Origin of the sequence: Cytobacillus firmus DS1, from assembly GCF_000565285.1 — a bacterium.
Lineage (GTDB): Bacteria > Bacillota > Bacilli > Bacillales > Cytobacillaceae > Cytobacillus > Cytobacillus firmus_A.
Genome location: NZ_APVL01000015.1, coordinates 69,441 through 85,620, shown reverse-complemented (window position 1 = coordinate 85,620; position 16,180 = coordinate 69,441). Strand labels below are relative to the sequence as shown.

Annotated in this window: 17 protein-coding genes and 1 pseudogene; 16 read left to right on the top strand and 2 right to left on the bottom strand. The window is 41.3% G+C overall.

Annotated elements, in window-relative coordinates:
- Positions 1-195: 195 nt before the first annotated feature.
- The 3 genes from PBF_RS18290 to PBF_RS18280 all read left to right on the top strand — a co-directional run bounded on the left by PBF_RS18290 (position 196) and on the right by PBF_RS18280 (position 3,786).
- On the top strand, positions 196-1,299 hold the full coding sequence (locus tag PBF_RS18290) for an SH3 domain-containing protein (RefSeq protein WP_035331748.1): 1,104 nt from the start codon (positions 196-198) through the stop codon (positions 1,297-1,299).
- Between the two features lie 667 nt (positions 1,300-1,966).
- Positions 1,967-2,623, top strand: coding sequence for a 5-bromo-4-chloroindolyl phosphate hydrolysis family protein (locus PBF_RS18285; RefSeq protein ID WP_035331746.1), 657 nt, complete (start codon positions 1,967-1,969; stop codon positions 2,621-2,623).
- Positions 2,620-3,786: a toxic anion resistance protein gene (locus tag PBF_RS18280; RefSeq protein WP_035331745.1), complete on the top strand. Its 1,167-nt coding sequence runs from the start codon at positions 2,620-2,622 to the stop codon at positions 3,784-3,786. Before PBF_RS18285 ends, PBF_RS18280 begins: the two co-directional genes overlap by 4 nt.
- 52 nt (positions 3,787-3,838) lie before the next feature.
- Here PBF_RS18280 and PBF_RS18275 read toward each other — a convergent pair whose 3' ends face one another.
- Positions 3,839-5,497: a PAS domain-containing sensor histidine kinase gene (locus PBF_RS18275; RefSeq protein ID WP_035331743.1), complete on the bottom strand. Its 1,659-nt coding sequence runs from the start codon at positions 5,495-5,497 to the stop codon at positions 3,839-3,841.
- Between the two features lie 205 nt (positions 5,498-5,702).
- On the opposite strand from PBF_RS18275, the gene PBF_RS18270 reads away from it, so the two are divergent.
- The 12 genes and pseudogenes from PBF_RS18270 (at position 5,703) to PBF_RS18220 (ending at position 14,174) form a co-directional block, all read left to right on the top strand.
- Positions 5,703-5,933, top strand: coding sequence for an excisionase family DNA-binding protein (locus PBF_RS18270; protein ID WP_035331742.1), 231 nt, complete (start codon positions 5,703-5,705; stop codon positions 5,931-5,933).
- Between the two features lie 92 nt (positions 5,934-6,025).
- Positions 6,026-6,586: an FAD-dependent oxidoreductase gene (locus PBF_RS18265; protein ID WP_035331741.1), complete on the top strand. Its 561-nt coding sequence runs from the start codon at positions 6,026-6,028 to the stop codon at positions 6,584-6,586.
- A 121-nt stretch (positions 6,587-6,707) separates the two neighbouring features.
- Positions 6,708-6,962: pseudogene (locus PBF_RS26855) on the top strand (M28 family peptidase); the annotation flags it as partial.
- Between the two features lie 175 nt (positions 6,963-7,137).
- Positions 7,138-8,139, top strand: a complete 1,002-nt coding sequence (locus tag PBF_RS18260; RefSeq protein ID WP_035331739.1) for a LacI family DNA-binding transcriptional regulator — start codon at positions 7,138-7,140, stop codon at positions 8,137-8,139.
- Positions 8,140-8,163: 24 nt separating this feature from the next.
- Positions 8,164-9,117: a sugar kinase gene (locus PBF_RS18255; protein WP_035331737.1), complete on the top strand. Its 954-nt coding sequence runs from the start codon at positions 8,164-8,166 to the stop codon at positions 9,115-9,117.
- Positions 9,118-9,126: 9 nt separating this feature from the next.
- Entirely contained in the window at positions 9,127-9,750 is a 624-nt protein-coding gene (gene hxlA, locus PBF_RS18250) for a 3-hexulose-6-phosphate synthase (protein ID WP_035331736.1), read from the top strand.
- Positions 9,747-10,304: a 6-phospho-3-hexuloisomerase gene (gene hxlB, locus PBF_RS18245; RefSeq protein ID WP_035331734.1), complete on the top strand. Its 558-nt coding sequence runs from the start codon at positions 9,747-9,749 to the stop codon at positions 10,302-10,304. Before hxlA ends, hxlB begins: the two co-directional genes overlap by 4 nt.
- A gap of 26 nt (positions 10,305-10,330) precedes the next feature.
- Positions 10,331-10,960, top strand: a complete 630-nt coding sequence (locus PBF_RS18240; protein ID WP_035331733.1) for a bifunctional 4-hydroxy-2-oxoglutarate aldolase/2-dehydro-3-deoxy-phosphogluconate aldolase — start codon at positions 10,331-10,333, stop codon at positions 10,958-10,960.
- 34 nt (positions 10,961-10,994) lie between these two features.
- Entirely contained in the window at positions 10,995-12,023 is a 1,029-nt protein-coding gene (locus tag PBF_RS18235; protein ID WP_035331731.1) for a TRAP transporter substrate-binding protein, read from the top strand.
- 79 nt (positions 12,024-12,102) lie between these two features.
- Entirely contained in the window at positions 12,103-12,579 is a 477-nt protein-coding gene (locus PBF_RS18230) for a TRAP transporter small permease (RefSeq protein WP_035331729.1), read from the top strand.
- Entirely contained in the window at positions 12,576-13,865 is a 1,290-nt protein-coding gene (locus PBF_RS18225) for a TRAP transporter large permease (RefSeq protein ID WP_200870067.1), read from the top strand. The genes PBF_RS18230 and PBF_RS18225 overlap by 4 nt, the downstream gene beginning before the upstream one ends.
- A gap of 27 nt (positions 13,866-13,892) precedes the next feature.
- Positions 13,893-14,174 carry a cupin domain-containing protein gene (locus tag PBF_RS18220; RefSeq protein WP_035331727.1) on the top strand — a complete coding sequence of 94 codons (282 nt, stop codon included), beginning with the start codon at positions 13,893-13,895 and terminating at the stop codon, positions 14,172-14,174.
- A gap of 38 nt (positions 14,175-14,212) precedes the next feature.
- On the opposite strand, the gene rpiA is transcribed toward PBF_RS18220, so the two are convergent.
- Positions 14,213-14,896 carry a ribose-5-phosphate isomerase RpiA gene (gene rpiA, locus PBF_RS18215; protein ID WP_035331726.1) on the bottom strand — a complete coding sequence of 228 codons (684 nt, stop codon included), beginning with the start codon at positions 14,894-14,896 and terminating at the stop codon, positions 14,213-14,215.
- Between the two features lie 297 nt (positions 14,897-15,193).
- Here rpiA and PBF_RS18210 point away from each other — a divergent pair, with 297 nt between their 5' ends.
- Positions 15,194-16,162: a DMT family transporter gene (locus PBF_RS18210; protein ID WP_051488945.1), complete on the top strand. Its 969-nt coding sequence runs from the start codon at positions 15,194-15,196 to the stop codon at positions 16,160-16,162.
- Positions 16,163-16,180 lie beyond the last annotated feature (18 nt).

The following is a 16,180-nucleotide window of genomic DNA, read 5'->3' as shown; positions in this document are numbered from 1 at the left end:
AAACTTTTTCAAAAGGGAAGATATACAGATGCCAAATATACTGACTCTGCTAAATAAGCAAATTCCAACTGATTCAATAGAATCAATAAAATTTTTCCAGTCCCAAAGAGGTAGACTTGAAGTTTGCGAATCTTTATTTTTAGAGTAGTCCGCAAAATTCGACAGAAATAAAATCCGGGATATGGAGGAAAGTGTATGGCAACTTTAAAAGGTTCATATGGAAACAGAGTTATATTAAAAGGCACTGTTGCTGCAGCTATTTTGGTAGGAGGAGTCTTGTCGCCGACAATTCCGAGCATTTCAAACGAGACGGTGGCAGAAGCCGCATCCGCTACATACACAGTGGATGCAACCAGTCTGAACGTCCGTTCCGGTCCGGGAACAAATTACAGCCGGATTGGGAGCCTGGCCCAAGGCAGCAGTATTCAGGCGATTGAACGACTTGCAAACGGCTGGTACAAAATTAACTATAATGGCAAAACAGGCTATGTCAGCGGCCAGTATGTAAAAACAAATGAAAAGCTTTACCGGGTGGATGCCACGTCATTAAATGTCCGGAAAGGTCCGGGTACAAATTACGGGAAAATAGGTTCCTTTAAGAACGGTTCTGTATTGAATGTTATACATAAGGAAAGCAATGGCTGGTATGAAATTTCTTACAATGGAGGAACGGGTTATGTAAGCGGTGATTATGTGAAAGCCAGTGATGCCCGCCTGTCCAAAATTAATGTGCCGCTCATTGCCCAGCGTCCGGAGCTGCCAAGCGGATGTGAAGTCACTTCCCTTGCGATGGCATTGAAGTTTTATGGAGTGAATGTCAGCAAAACCACACTGGCAGAAAAAATGCCATATGACTCAACCAAGCTGGTAAGAAATGCAGACGGATCAATTAAAACCTGGGGGGACCCTGATATCGGGTTCGTTGGAACACCTTTTGGCAACGGACACACGATAAACCCGGGGCCACTGAAAAAGCTGCTTGATCAATATCGTGCTGGCGGTGTAAATCTGACCGGAAAAGATTTCTCGGAAATAGAAAAGGCTGTTTCAGAGGGTAACCCTGTTCTGGCGTGGTTTACAATCAGCCATGAAATGCCGAATAAAAGAACCTGGAAAACGCCTGCGGGCAAAACGATCAGTGCACCGACACCTTTGCACTGTATTGTCGTAACAGGTGTGGATGCCGATTATGTTTATTTTAATGACAGTGAAGCTGTTAAAAAAGATGTTAAAATGCCAAAAGAAAAGTTCATTAAGATCTACAATGCCATGGGCAAGCGTGCATTGGCGGTTAAATAGCCATAAAGCACCTGCGGAAAAATTTCCGCAGGTGCTTTTTTTAAAAAAGATAAGAAAGTATATAATTTTTGAACGTAGATAACTGTCTAGCGCAAGCAGCCTACCCCCTCGAGGTCACAAGCTTGTCTAGTTGCGGCTCCTAGTGACTCTGGGTCATAAGCCGTTTCCTTCCAGAAGGAAAAACGCCTTCTTGCAGGAACCGTCTTATGCCTGAGGCCCGCAGGACAAGGAAGGCTTCGTCAGCATAATCAGCGCACGACCAAAAGCGACAGCTTTTGGGAGGATGCGGGTCATGCAGACGTTGCCACAGGACGTGGCGCTCTTAGTCTGCGTTCCTTGAAAGGGCAGTCGCCTCTACTTTTCGGGCAATCCTCCCAAAAAGGCAAAGAACGCCTTTCCGGGAGGCTCGTCTTGTGCTTGTCGGGGGTGGGCAAGGCGCTTGCGCTTTTCTTATTTAATATACGTCTCAGGTCTTAGCAACGATTACATTTGTGGTCTATGGCGGGCAATCGTGTTATTTTGTATCGTATAACTTGAGAAGTTTTTTAAAAGTGTTTTAATAGATTTAAGGATATATGCCTTTTTTGCTGAAAGATGTCTGTGGATGAAACTTTAGGTTTATCAATTACGTATAAATAAGTAGGACTATGAGTAGGAGTCGATAAATATGAATTCCTTTTTAGCATTTGCTTTTCGCCTGCTGACGGCTGTTCCATTGTCTGTCAGTGTCTGGCTGGCCAGTTACTTTGCTTTCGGGCAAACATTTTTTCTGTCAGGGGTTTATGGAGCTGGAGCCGGGCTGCTCACTTATTGGGCCGGAGGATTAATTCAGCGCCGCCGCTTTTTGAAAAAGCATGGATTGACGAAAAGGGAATACCAATATATAAAGCGAAATCTTGATGAGGCACGCCGCAAAATAACCCGTCTGCATAAAGCGATGTTCTCCATTCGGCACTTCCCGACGCTGAAGCAGCGCATGGAGTTCATGAGGGTGACGAGGAGGATTTACAGACTGACCAGAAGTGAACCGAAACGGTTTTATCAGGCGGAGCAGTTTTATTTTTCTCATTTGGATTCTGCTGTGGAGCTGGCGGAAAAGTATGTTTTCCTGTCTTCCCAGCCGCGAAAATCGCGTGAATTGGATCAGTCCCTCCAGGAGACGAGACGTACACTTGATGCACTTACCCATCATGTAGAGGAAGATCTTCACAGGGTTATCGCAGAAGATATTGATCAGCTTCATCTTGAAATTGATGTTGCCAGGAATTCGATTGAGAAGATAAAAGAATCAAGAATTCATGATGAAAGCAGGAGATTAAGATGACCGAAGAAAAACCGTCCCTGTTAAAAAACACTGATTTAATGGATGATTTGCTGGCAGATCCTTTTGGGGAAAATAAGCATCCTGCTTCCTCACCGCTGCAATCGGAAAAGCGGACAAGGCTGATAGATGTGATTCCGGAAGAAAACCGCGAAAAAGCCTATCAGCTTGCAAAGCAAATTGATCCGGCCAATCACCAGGCGATGATCTCATACGGAACACCAGCTCAATCAAAGCTGTTATCGTTCTCCCATACCATGCTCGAGCATGTTCAGAAAAAGGACATTGGTGAAGTGGGAACGATCATTAATGATCTGATGAAAAAATTCAGCGATGTGAATCCGGATGAGCTGAAGCCTGAGAAATCTTCCTTTTTTGCGCGTATGTTCGGAAAGATTTCCGGTTCTGTTCAGGAAGTGTTGTCCAAATACCAGAAAACGGGTGCTCAAATCGACCGCATCAGTGTCAAATTGGAGAGAAGCAAGAATGCGCTTCTTTCCGACATTGTCATGTTAGATAAGCTTTATGATAATAATAAAGAGTATTTTCATGCGTTAAATGTTTATATTGCAGCAGGAGAACTAAAGCTTGAGGAGCTTCATGAAAAGACGATTCCCGAGCTGAAAAAGAGGGCAGAAGAGTCAAATGATCAGATGAAGTTCCAGGAAGTAAACGATATGATCCAGTTTGCCGATCGCTTGGATAAACGTCTTTATGACTTGAAGCTGAGCCGTGAAATAACGATTCAAAGTGCGCCGCAGATCCGCCTGATACAGAATACCAATCAGGCATTGGTTGAAAAAATCCAGTCTTCCATCATGACCGCCATCCCGCTTTGGAAAAATCAGGTGGCTATTGCCTTGACGCTAATTCGTCAGCGCTATGCCGTCGAAGCCCAGAAGAAGGTATCAAAAACCACCAATGATCTTCTATTGAAAAATGCGGAGATGCTGAAAGTGAATACAATTGAAACGGCACGTGAAAATGAGCGGGGCCTTGTCGATATCGAAACGTTAAAGAAAACACAGGAGAATTTAATCTCTACTCTTGAAGAAACCTTAAGGATCCAGGAAGAAGGCAGGAATAAGCGCCGGCAGGCAGAACATGACCTGGCCAATATGGAAAATGACTTAAGGATGAAGCTGCTGGAGATTAAGGGGAATTAAAAGAAGAGCGATGTTCAATCAAACGTTTGATTGAACATCGCTCTTTTGCTGTTTAAACGGTTACTCCAGATTCAGGGGCAGGTGTTTGTTTCCTTACAGGAAGCTTGATGACAGCTTCTGTTCCTTTCCCTTTCTCGCTATTGAAATGAATGGAACCATTATGGGATTGAACAATCTTAAAGCTGACTGTGAGCCCGAGACCTGTTCCCTTCTCTTTGGAAGAATAGAAGGGTTCACCGATCCTATTCAGGCGATCTTCTGACATGCCGCAGCCGGTATCCTTAACCAGGATAGTCAGCTGATGGTCTTCGGCCAGAAGTGTAACGGTTACTTTGCCGCCTTCTTTAGATGCCTCGATGGCATTTTTTATGATATTAATAAAAAGCTGCTTCAGCTGATTGGGTTCACATTCAATCATAAACACATCCGATTTTAACAGAAATTCAATCTGGACATTGTGCATGCTGGCTTCAGTTTTTAAAAGCGAAATGACATTAAACAGGATTTTTTGAACATCTGCTTTTGTGAAACAAATATCCTGAGGCTTGGCAAGGAGCAGAAGCTCGCCGACAATATGATTGATCCGGTCGAGTTCTTCCTGCATGATCTGATAATAGAACTGATGCTTTTCATCTTCCAGCTGCATCAGCTGCACAAAGCCTTTTAAAGATGTGAGAGGATTTCTGATTTCATGTGCAACACTTGCAGAAAGCTCGCCAACCACAGAAAGCTTTTCGGTGCGGCGGAGTCTTTCTTCAGCCTGACGGAGCTTTGTCACATCTTTTCCATATCCGATAACTCCGGCAATTTGACCGTTCACAATAAGCGGAAGGGCAGTGCATTGAATAGTCAATTTGCTGCCATTTTTATGATTAAAATCAAACTCACAGGACTTTGGCTGTTTATCCTCAAGGATGTCTGTAAAGTCTTCGATTGCCTTCGTTTTGTAAGGAGCCGGCATAATTTCATTGATGCTTTTACCTAATGTTTCATCAGGGCTGTAACCTGTCACGGCTTTAAATTGGGGATTTACTTTTGTAATCGTGCCATGAAGGTCTGTCATAAAGACAATCTCGGTATTATATTCAAACAGGGATTTATATTGCTGCTGGCTTTCGGCAAGAAGCTTCTCCACATGCTTTCTTTCTGTAATGTCCCGGCCGATAATAACCAGTCCTTTGCGGCTTCCGTCCGCATGGAAGAGCGGTACTTTAATTGTATCGAACGTTTTTTCGGTTCCATCAGGCAAAGGAATAACTTCTTCAAGGCGGGTAATTTTACCGTTTCTCCAGGCTTCTTCATCTGAAGTTTCGCAGTAGCGAAGTGCGTCTGCATAAAAATCAGTGTATTCGGCCAGCTCTGAGTCTCTCTTGCCTTTATAATCGACATTTTCGAGATTAAATAGTTTAAGTCCAAATTCATTGGACTCAATCCAGCGGCCATGACCGTCTTTGAAATTAACAAAGTCCACCATTGAATTGATTAAAGTGGAAAGGCGCTTTTCATCTTCTCTTGAGGCACTGAGCTCATCTCTTTTGCCTATAAAATAATAGAGCAGCCATCCTGTTGTGATGATGTACAGAAATTCTTTTGCTCTGAATAAAAAATTGACAAGAGAAGAGGGTTCAAGCATATGCAAAAGGTAATTCGTTCCGAATACCCAAATAAGGCTGATGATCACATATAAGCCCAATACCTTTTTTTTATTCATTAGCTTATATTTCTCCTGTTCTCTATTTGGCTGAAAAAATGATGGAATTCAGTCAAATTAGTATTTTTCGCGTATAATAATAGAATATACAGGCTGCATATACAGATTATTTATAGCTTCTATTCTATATGATTTTAGCTGAGTCTTCTAGTGCCTGGAAATTAGCAAAATCATACTATAAGGAATAAGAAAGGGAAGGACAAGCATGTATCTGACCATTAAAGAAACCGCAGAATATTTATCTTACCCTGAGTCATATGTTGAAAGCCTGATTCAGCAAAAGAAAATACGCGCCATTTATGACGGAGAACAGTATTTAATATACAAGGAACAGTTTAATGCCCATCTAAAGCAGGTGGAAAAATACAGGGAGCTGGTGGAGGAAATTTTAAATGAGCCGATACCGGAGGACCGGGATATCAAAGATGAAGATTAAACTGCACATTTTTCCTCAAATCACATTATTTTACAATTATTATTATATTGGATAAACTATAAGTAAAAAATGTGTTAAAGGAGGAAGTATGGATGTTTGATATTTTAATAGTGGGTGCAGGTCCTGCCGGTGCAAGTGCTGCGCTATTTGCCGCCAAAGCGGGCAAAAAGGTAGTGGTTGTGGATAATGATAAAAGCATGACTAAACGGGCATGGGTTGAAAATCATTATGGCGTTATGGAAATCACTGGCCCGGAATTGATTGAAACAGGCAAAAAGCAAGCTGTTAAGTTTGGGGCAGAGATCGAAGAAGGAACGGTTGATGACATCGAAAAAGCTGAAAATGGTTTTACTGTAACAGCAGGAGAAAAATCATTTTCAGCGAAGCATGTGATTGTAGCAGCTGGTCTTTCGACTGATTTAGCAGAAAAAGCCGGTCTGAAGACTAAAGATGGGACTGAGCCTCGCATTAAAACGGTACTGGATGTTGCTGCTGACGGAAAGACGAATGTTGATGGCATTTGGGCAGCCGGAACTATTGCAGGTGCCAGCGTCCATACAATCATTACAGCTGGAGACGGCGCGAAAGTGGCGATTAACGTAATCAGTGAATTGAACGGCGAGCGTTATGTGGACCATGATTTAATGAAATAGAATGTAAGAAGGCTTGCATGGTGCAGCCTTCTTTTTATCTATCTTTCTATTAGGTAGTTACTGATATTAACAAAACATCCAAAATATAGATTTTTATACCTGCTGTATTCCAGTATCTTGTAGAAGTGATCATGTTCCTTTTGCTGAAGCGGGCATTCCTGCCGCATTATTCATTCACAGCCCTACTGAGCCATGGTACCATTTCTCCAGAAGGCACAATTGATAAAATCAGCAAAAAAAACTTCAGTTTGCAGCGGAAATTGTGGGTGCCGCCATTTATGATAAGGCGCGTTTTGATAACATGGGCCCTAAACCGAAAAAGAAGCATAAAATGAAAGCAGCACCTGAGATGGTTTATGAGCAGGATGTGAAATAAGCAGAAAGAACAGCTTCCAAATGATGGGAGGCTGTTTTTTTTTGTATTATCCGATGTCTATTTTAAAAAAAGACTTGTAAAGCGCTTTCAGTTTTTCTATAATTGTGATAAATCGATTTAGTAAACCGGTTTAGTAAATCGATTTAGATAAAAGAAGTGATTCGGAGAAAACATAATGAAAACGGTTACTATGGCTGATGTTGCTCAGCATGCAAAAGTGTCAAAAAGCACTGTCTCCCAGTATTTGAATAAAAGGTTTGATTACATGGGAGAGGACACCAAGAAAAGAATCGAAGCTGCCATTAATGAACTTGGTTACAGACCTAATATTGTGGCAAGAAGCTTAAAGCAGAAATCAACAACAACGATTGGGGTTATTGTGGCAAATATTCTTCACTCTTTTTCCACCCAGGTTATCAGGGCAATTGAAGATATGTGTCATGATTCTGACTTTCATACTATAGTCTGTAATGCCGATGATGACCCTATTAAGGAAAGAAAGTATATTGAAATGCTTCGGGCAAAACAGGTTGATGGCATTATCCTTCTTCCCACCGGTGATAATGCAGATCTCTATAATGAAATGCTCAAAGAAAAATACCCGATTGTTTTTGTAGACCGAACAGTGCCTGATGTGCCGATTCCCTCTATGCTCCTGGATAATGAAAAGGCAGCAGGGTTAGGAGTTCAGCACTTTATTGAAAATGGATACAGAAAAATCGGAATTATCACAAATGTAATTCGAAATGTTACCCCAAGAATGGAAAGATTAAACGGGTACATAAAAACGCTTGAATTGAATGGGCTTCCGTTAAGGAAAGATTATATTAAAAGTTTAGAAGTCAGCAAAATAAAAAAAGGGCTTAAGGAGATGCTTGAGCTGGCAGATCCTCCGAAAGCGATTCTTGCCGGAAACGATCTTACTTTAATCGAAATCCTTAAATATGTAAAAGAAAATAATTTAAAGGTACCGGAAGACTTGGCCATTATAGGGATTGACGATGTCTCTTTTGCCAGCTTCTATGAACCGGGATTAACGATCGTTGCACAGCCGGCTTTTGAAATAGGCAAGAAAGCAGCAGAACTCTTATTGAACAAGATTCAGAAAAAAGCTGCGGCAGAAGAGAAGCTTGTTTATCGGTTTGAGCCAAAACTAATTGTTAGAGAGTCGTGTTAATAGAACCGAAAAAGGAGTTAAGCCATGAATGATGTAATTACAATCGGGGATGCAATGATTACGTTTAATCCAGAAGTAACAGGGCCAATGAGATTTGTTTCAACTTTTGAACGGAAGATTGGAGGGGCAGAGCTGAACGTTGCTATTGGCTGCTCCCGCTTAGGATTAAAGACGGGCTGGATTAGCCGTCTTGGAAATGATGAGTTTGGAAGGCATATTTTTAATACTGTGCGCGGAGAAGGAATTGATGTCTCACAATTAGAGCTTGTTGACGGATATCCGACATCTCTTAATTTTAAAGAGATTATGGGGGATGGAAGTGTAAGAACTTTTTACTACCGAACTAATTCTCCAACTACAGCTTTAACAATTGAAACATTAAGTGAAGAATATATTAAAAATTCAAAGGTCCTCCATATCACCGGAATTTTCCCTGCAGTGGATAAGGAGAAAAATATTGACCTTATTAAATATGCAATTTCTCTCGCTAAGAAGCACGGCGTTCTAGTCTCATTTGATCCAAACATCAGATTGAAACTATGGACCAAGGAAGAGGCGAGGACTGTTTTAAGAGAGTTTCTGCCGTATGTTGATATTTTTCTGACAGGCGAGGAGGAAGCTGAATTATTGCTGGGATCCAGCGACCCAAGAGAAGTCATTGAACTTGGCAAAGATTTCGGCATCAGCCATATCGCTATTAAGCAAGGGGAAAAAGGTTCTGTGGGTTATCAGAACGGTGAGTACATTGAAGCTCCGGCTTTTAAAGCGAAAAAAGTTGTGGATACAGTAGGGGCTGGGGATGGATTTGACTCCGGATTTATTTACGGGCTTTTAAACCAATGGCCGCTTCAAAAGACTTTGCAGTTTGCAAATGTCATAGGTTCTATGGTCGTGAGTGTTTCAGGGGATAATGAAGGCCTTCCTTACTTGGAGGACGTTCTCGTTCAATTGGGAGAAAGAGAATTCGTAGAAAGATAGGGTGAGAGTATGAATCTTCAAATAGCCCTTGACCGCCTTACGAGGGAAGAGTGCTTAAAGATTTTAAGAGAAACAGAGAATTTTGTGGATTGGATTGAACTTGGCACTGGTGTAATCAAGGAGTATGGCATGTCAATTGTACGTGAGATTAAGCAAGTATATCCTCACAAAACAGTCGTTGCCGATATGAAAACATGTGATGCCGGCAAATATGAAGCTGCACAAGCGTTTGAGGCAGGAGCTGATATTACCACGGTAATGGCATTTTCTGCAGATAAAACAATTGCAGATACCCTTAAAACAGCAGAGCATTATGGGAAACGTATTATGATCGACTTGCTGGGCGTATCGGAACGCAGCAAAATTATAGAATTGCAGAATATGGGAGTAGAACTCGTTAGCTTGCATTTTGGGAAAGATATGCAGGCCGAAGGGGAGATGGGAACAGATTTATTCTCTCTTACACATGGGCTTACCGGGCTGGAGGTAGCTGTTGCTGGCGGAATCAATCTAAACACTTTGCCGGCAATTTTAGAGAGAAGACCTAATACGGTCATAGTTGGCAGCGCTATCACGAAAGCTGGAAGTCCCTATGAAGCTGCTTTAGCCATGAAAGGATTGTTAAATCAATGAAATCTATTATAAAAACCGTGGCTGATGAAATCTCAGCCGTTCTGGCTAGTATTAATGAAGAAGAAGCGATTCATCTATCCAAACATCTCAAGGAAGCCAAACGGATTTTTGTTTATGGAGAAGGGCGTTCCGGGTTAATGGGAAAAGCATTTGCAATGCGCCTGATGCATGGAGGGTTTCCAGTTTATGTGATTGGGGAGACGGTCACGCCAAGTATTGAATCGGATGATTTGCTAGTGGCCATCTCTGGTTCAGGCTCAACGGGTGCCATTCTGCAAATTGCTGCCAAATCAAAAGAAATGGGAGCAAAGGTTTTTCTGATAACCACAAATAAAGAGTCCAAGATTGCTTCCATATGTGATGGGATACTCGTCATTCCGGCTGCCACAAAGTACCGCAGACCGGGTGAACCAGGCACTATTCAGCCGCTCGGCAATCAATTTGACCAATCAGTCCATCTTGTTCTCGATGCAATTATCATTGGAACATTGCAAACAGATAATCAGGATACAGCTTATGAAGAAATGACCAAGAGACATACCAATTTGGAATAGGTGCAATCGAAGGGAAGGTAAAACAAATGGAAGCCGTGGATTTTATTAAAGCGCAAGTCATTGTTGCTGTTATACGTGAAGCAACTGCAGAGAATATAGTGCCGATCGCTAGTGCTCTGTATGACGGGGGAGTAAAAATATTGGAAGTTACCGCTGAAACTCCCGGAGTCATGGCGATGATTGAAAAAGTAAGAGTGGAGCTTGGCGATAAAGTGCTGGTGGGGGCAGGAACAGTTTTAGATCCTGAAACAGCCAGAGCCGCCATAATGGCAGGCAGCCAATTCATCGTTTCTCCTTCGCTTAACACTGAAACAATTAAAATGACAAAACGCTATGGCATAGCAAGCATACCCGGAGCACTAACACCAACAGAAATTTTAACAGCGTATGAGAATGGTGCAGACATGATAAAAGTTTTTCCTGCCAATGCCTTTGGTCCGGGATACATTAAAAATATTCATGGTCCATTCCCGCATATCCCGCTGATGGTAACAGGCGGAATTAATGAGAGCAATATGCAGGAATATATTGGAGGTGGTGCTTTGGCGATTGGGGTTGGAGGCAACCTGGTAAATCCTAAAAACTTAAACAGTGATGAGGATTACCTGACGCTGACGAAGAAAGCGCTTGAATATACGGCATTGCTTAATAAATAATTTATCATTCCAATTAAACAAGGGGGAAATAAAAATGAGAAAGTTATTGTCAGTTTCTTTTGTTTTACTTTTAGCATTATCAGCACTATTAGCTGGCTGCAGCAGCAAAGAAGAGGCAGGCGGAGAGACAGGTTCCAAAAAGATTAAAATTGTAGCGGCACATAATCAGACATCTCCAGATAATCCTTACCAAACAGGCTTATTAAAGTTTAAAGAAGTGGCAGAAAGCAAGTCAAACGGTGACATCGAAGTTGAAGTACATGCAGGAACAATCGGTACAGAAGAATCGGAATTAGTCGAAAAGCTTAAGCTAGGTGCAGCAGATGTTGTTTTAGTATCACCAGGCTTTATGACTCAAACAGGCATTAAGGAAATTGATTTATTAGCCCTTCCATACCTTTTTGACAGCTATGAGCATTGGGAAAAAGTTGTTGATGGCGAAGTGGGAGAAGAAATGAAGAAGCTTGTTAATGAAAAGTCAAATAATGACTTTAAATTAGTTGGTTATTGGTCTGCTGGTGTTAGACATTACTATGGCAAAAAGCCAATTGAAAAGATGGAAGATTTAAAAGGCTTGACATTCAGAACGCAAACTTCTGGTGTAATTGCTGACTATTGGAAGGAAACAGGTGCCATCCCTACTTCTATTGCATGGGGAGAATTATACCAGGCATTACAGCAAAACGTTGTAGATTCATCTGAAAACTCATATCCATATTTTATTCAGCAAAATCATCACAAAACAGACAATGGAAAATATATAACTGAAACAGGCCATGACTATACAACTAGATTCTTATTAGTAAACGGCAAAAAGTTCGACTCTTATACAAAAGAACAGCAGGATATTCTTTTAGAAGCGGCTGAAGCATCTGTTCAAGCCGAAAGAGAAGCAGTTTATGCCCAAGAAGAAGAGTATAAAGAAAAGGCGATTGCTGAAGGTGCTGTCGTAAATGAAATTGACCGTACTCCATTTGTTGAACTGGCTGAGCCAATGCAAGAAAAAGCGGCTAAAGACATGGGTGCTGAAGAACTGCTGAAGAAAATTAAAGAACTTAAATAAACCGAAACGAATGCGTTAAAGGGAAGAGTGTGAAATGCGGTCTTCCCTTTAATCCTTAATAGGAGGGAAGACGATAAGCATGATTAAGATTCTTGAGAAGATACAAATGGCCATTGGCGTGATAAGCTTATCGATATTTTTTATTGCGATTATTATTCAAATCGTCACAAGGCACTTGGGAATACCGATTATTTGGACAGAGGAAGTAGCCAATTATTCATTTATATGGTCAGTCTTTATGGGTGCTTCTGTCATGGTGAATAAAAAGGAACATTTTAGCTTTGACTTTTTAGTACAAAAGCTTCAGGGCAAATCCAAGGCAGGACTTTTGATTGTTATTGATACTATTGTATTGTTGTTTGCTCTAGCTCTTTTCTATTACGGAATTGAAGCTGTAAAGAATTTCTGGAATTATAACTGGGCATCCCTTCCGGCTATGAAAATGGGCTATGTTTGGATTTCTATACCGATCATGGGACTAACAATGTCCATTTACTCCATTAACCACCTGATCAATAACTTTAAACAGCTTAAGGGAAGGGAGGCTAACATATGATTGGCGTTATTCTAGTAGGATTATTCTTGATTCTTATGCTTATAGGGGTTCCAATTGCTTTTGTCATAGGGATTGTAGCCCTTCTTGGAATAGTTAGTGTTCCTTATATACCAGAAGTAACCGTTCCGATGAAAATGCTAAATGGAATCGATTCATTTGTTTTGCTTGCCGTTCCTTTGTTTATCCTGGCAGCAAACTTAATGAATAGCGGTAAAATTTCACAGAAACTAATCGACCTTTCCCTTGCCGTTGTTGGGCATATCCGAGGCGGGCTTGCACATGCCAACATTCTGGTATCCATGATCTTTGCAGGTGTGTCAGGTGCCGCTCAGGCAGATACAGCAGGAGTAGGGAAGATCCTTATTCCTAATATGAAAAAGCAAGGATATGACACGGAAACGGCAGTAGGTGTTACTGCTGCATCATCCACGATTGGTGTAATCATTCCTCCAAGTATTCCGATGATTATCTTTGCAGGTTTAACCAATGCCTCTGTTGGAGCTCTATTCTTAGGTGGAATTGTCCCAGGAATTTTAGTCGGGTTAGGCATGATGCTTTTCGTGTATATTATGGCTTTGAAAAAGGGTTATCCGAGGTCTGATAGAGCAACTGTCCAGCAATTTTTAAAGCTGGTGTATGAGACAGTTCCTGCCTTAATTACCCCGATTATTATTATCGGAGGAATTATATCAGGGTTCTTCACAGCAACTGAAGCTGCTGCTGTGGCGTCTCTTTATACGTTATTAATCAGCATGTTTTTCTATAAAACTTTAAAGCTGTCAGACTTGCCCAAAATACTTATGGATACTTTAGCGTTAAGTTCCCTGTCTTTATTTGCCCTTGCTGCTGCAAGTGCGCTCGGAGAACTTATGAGTTATTATCAATTATCTACAATGGCTCAAGACTTTTTCGTTAATAATGTCGGGGCGAAATGGGTATTCATCTTAATTATCATTGCATTCTTCCTATTTGTGGGGACATTTATGGATGCCATTCCAGCCATGATTCTATTCGTTCCGGTCATCCTGCCGACTGCCACTCAGTTTGGCATGGACCCAGTCCATTTGGGCCTTATAGTGGTTATGACTTTGGCAATTGGACTTGTAACACCACCATACGGATTATGCTTATTGTTGGCTGCGAAAATTGGTAATCTCAGCATCGAAAGATCCTTAACAGCTGTAATCCCATATATTTTAATTGTATTGGCTGTGCTGATATTTGTGGCCTTTTTCCCGGATATCGCATTCTTTGTGCCTAAATTAATTAACCCAGGATTATTTTAGAAAAGTTTTGTATAGAAAGGAGACATCATGGTAAAACGAGAAGTTTTAAACAGTGATGGTTCACTGATGGCTGTAAAAGTAGAACTGGCAGAAGGGTTTACAGGTGAAACTGACCAGCACCCTGAAGAACAGATAAGTTATATTGAAAAAGGAAAAGTGGAATTCGAAGTAAAGGGAGTAAAAAGAATCCTTTCTAAAGGGGATATTCAATACATTCCATCAAATGTTGAGCATAAGGTAAAGGTGATAGAAGAATGTATTATCATAGATATTTTTACCCCAATCAGAAAAGACTTGCTGCCAAGTTAGAACCGAAAAGGAGAGGATAAACCCTCTCCTTTTCTGTATTATTCCATTCTATTGAGAGCTTCTACCTTATCAGTGCTGCCGACTAGCACTAAATCTGTCATTTCGATAAAAAGCCCGGTTTCGACAACACCTATGATTTGTTTTAATTGTTTATGAAGCTCTTTTGGATTTGGTATCCGCTCGAATTGGCAATCTAATATGTAATTTCCGTTATTCGATACAAAGACTTCTCCGTCGTTTACCCTTAGCTGTGGTATGGCTCCCAATTCTGCAATTCTCTTAGAGGTTAGTTCCCAGCCGAAAGGTACAATTTCTACAGGAAGGGGGAAATTGCCTAGTTGTTGCACTAATTTGGATTCATCTACGATGATGATAAGTTTTTTAGCGTTGGCGCCTACAATTTTTTCCCTCAAAAGCGATCCCCCACCCCCTTTTGTTAAATTAAATTCAGGGTCAACCTCATCTGCTCCATCAATGGCCAAATCAAGGATTTGGGTTTCGGAAAAGTCTGCCAGCGGAATATTAAATTCCCTTGCCCACCCCTCCGTCCTCAGAGAAGAGGGAACTCCTTTAACTGTTAGACCAGCATTAACTAACTCACCGAGCCTTTTTAAAAACCAATACACTGTAGATCCTGAACCTAATCCGATAATCATACCGTCTTTTACAAAGTCGGCCGCTTTTTCCCCGGCTGCTTTTTTCTGCAAATCTTTAAAATTCATCCAAGTATTCACCCCACATATTAGTGGTTATATTATACCAAATGAAGTGAGGCGATTACTTTATCATGCACCCTTTTTATTCATCCATTGAAAAAACCTGGTAAGTCAGTAGGCCAGCAGGAATAGGGTAATTAAATGGCAACGAGTTTGTTAAAGAAATTTGCTTGATTGGATGACAAACAGATCCTTCCTTCATTCTGCTGATGATTATTTTGACAAAAAGGGTGTTTTTCATGCCCGTTCACTTTGACTTTTTAAAGCTTTAAAAAGTCATATTACCATTTGAAATATGATAAAATGATACAAATTATGAACTTGGATTTTCTGGAAAGAAGGATCGATGTGAAGAACATAAAAACATATATTCTACTCACTTCCATCATGGCTTTATGGGGATTGAATGTGAGCATTATAAAAATTCTTGTCAGTTATTTTCCTCCGGTTTCGATTACTTCCCTGCGAATACTAACTGCAGGTATAACCGTATTTTTGATATTAAGCATAATGGGGAAAGTAAGAAAGCCAAGTCGGAAGGAAATCTCGTACATTTTATTTGGCGGTCTTTTAAGTGTTGTCAGCCACCATCTTTTTCTGGCTATAGGTCTAACGGGAACAAGTGCGGTGAATGGGGGGCTTATACTAGGTGCCGGTCCGCTCTTGACAGCCATCCTGTCTTCCATTCTGCTGCGCAATAAGCCAACAGGCATTCAGGTTCTGGGTTTTCTGCTTGGCGGCGCAGGCGTTACTTTTATTGTCCTTTCAGGGAATAAAGGGATATCAAGCTTAACTCCGGGAGATTTCTTTGTGTTTTTGTCCATTCTTTCACAGGCTCTTAGCTTCATTGTAATCAGCAAGGCTTCGAAAACGCTTGATCCGCTATTGCTGACAGGCTATATGCTGGTTTTTGGAGGAGTGATCCTTTTTGTAATGGCCAGCATTATGGAACCCGGCGGACTTAAGGATATAACCGAAGCCCCAGCCTATGTTTGGGCTGCGTTTGCCGCATCTGCCGTATTGGCAACCGCTGTCGGTCACATGGTTTATAACACAGCCATCCGTAATATCGGGCCGGCAGAAGCCAGTATTTTTTTGAACCTGAATACCTTTTTCTCACTGGCAGGCTCGGCGCTGGTCCTTGGTGAAGTTATCGCCATCAACCACTTGCTTGGGCTGGTTCTTATTGTGGGAGGTGTCCTTTCAGGATCTGGAGCACTAGAGGATTTAGTTTTAAGGAAGCGGAGAAAAGAAAACAGCCAATATATGTAAAGAGATCTCTTGACATTA

What these genes read in the sequence shown, in the direction of transcription:
- PBF_RS18260 (WP_035331739.1), top strand. Translation starts at nt 7,138, where the DNA reads ATGAAAACGGTTACTATGGCTGATGTTGCTCAGCATGCAAAAGTGTCA.
- PBF_RS18230 (WP_035331729.1), top strand. Translation starts at nt 12,103, where the DNA reads ATGATTAAGATTCTTGAGAAGATACAAATGGCCATTGGCGTGATAAGC.
- PBF_RS18240 (WP_035331733.1), top strand. Translation starts at nt 10,331, where the DNA reads ATGGAAGCCGTGGATTTTATTAAAGCGCAAGTCATTGTTGCTGTTATA.
- PBF_RS18285 (WP_035331746.1), top strand. Translation starts at nt 1,967, where the DNA reads ATGAATTCCTTTTTAGCATTTGCTTTTCGCCTGCTGACGGCTGTTCCA.
- PBF_RS18270 (WP_035331742.1), top strand. Translation starts at nt 5,703, where the DNA reads ATGTATCTGACCATTAAAGAAACCGCAGAATATTTATCTTACCCTGAG.
- hxlB (WP_035331734.1), top strand. Translation starts at nt 9,747, where the DNA reads ATGAAATCTATTATAAAAACCGTGGCTGATGAAATCTCAGCCGTTCTG.
- PBF_RS18290 (WP_035331748.1), top strand. Translation starts at nt 196, where the DNA reads ATGGCAACTTTAAAAGGTTCATATGGAAACAGAGTTATATTAAAAGGC.
- PBF_RS18235 (WP_035331731.1), top strand. Translation starts at nt 10,995, where the DNA reads ATGAGAAAGTTATTGTCAGTTTCTTTTGTTTTACTTTTAGCATTATCA.
- PBF_RS18220 (WP_035331727.1), top strand. Translation starts at nt 13,893, where the DNA reads ATGGTAAAACGAGAAGTTTTAAACAGTGATGGTTCACTGATGGCTGTA.
- PBF_RS18210 (WP_051488945.1), top strand. Translation starts at nt 15,194, where the DNA reads ATGATACAAATTATGAACTTGGATTTTCTGGAAAGAAGGATCGATGTG.
- PBF_RS18280 (WP_035331745.1), top strand. Translation starts at nt 2,620, where the DNA reads ATGACCGAAGAAAAACCGTCCCTGTTAAAAAACACTGATTTAATGGAT.
- hxlA (WP_035331736.1), top strand. Translation starts at nt 9,127, where the DNA reads ATGAATCTTCAAATAGCCCTTGACCGCCTTACGAGGGAAGAGTGCTTA.
- rpiA (WP_035331726.1), bottom strand. Translation starts at nt 14,896, where the DNA reads ATGAATTTTAAAGATTTGCAGAAAAAAGCAGCCGGGGAAAAAGCGGCC.
- PBF_RS18265 (WP_035331741.1), top strand. Translation starts at nt 6,026, where the DNA reads ATGTTTGATATTTTAATAGTGGGTGCAGGTCCTGCCGGTGCAAGTGCT.
- PBF_RS18275 (WP_035331743.1), bottom strand. Translation starts at nt 5,497, where the DNA reads ATGAATAAAAAAAAGGTATTGGGCTTATATGTGATCATCAGCCTTATT.
- PBF_RS18255 (WP_035331737.1), top strand. Translation starts at nt 8,164, where the DNA reads ATGAATGATGTAATTACAATCGGGGATGCAATGATTACGTTTAATCCA.
- PBF_RS18225 (WP_200870067.1), top strand. Translation starts at nt 12,576, where the DNA reads ATGATTGGCGTTATTCTAGTAGGATTATTCTTGATTCTTATGCTTATA.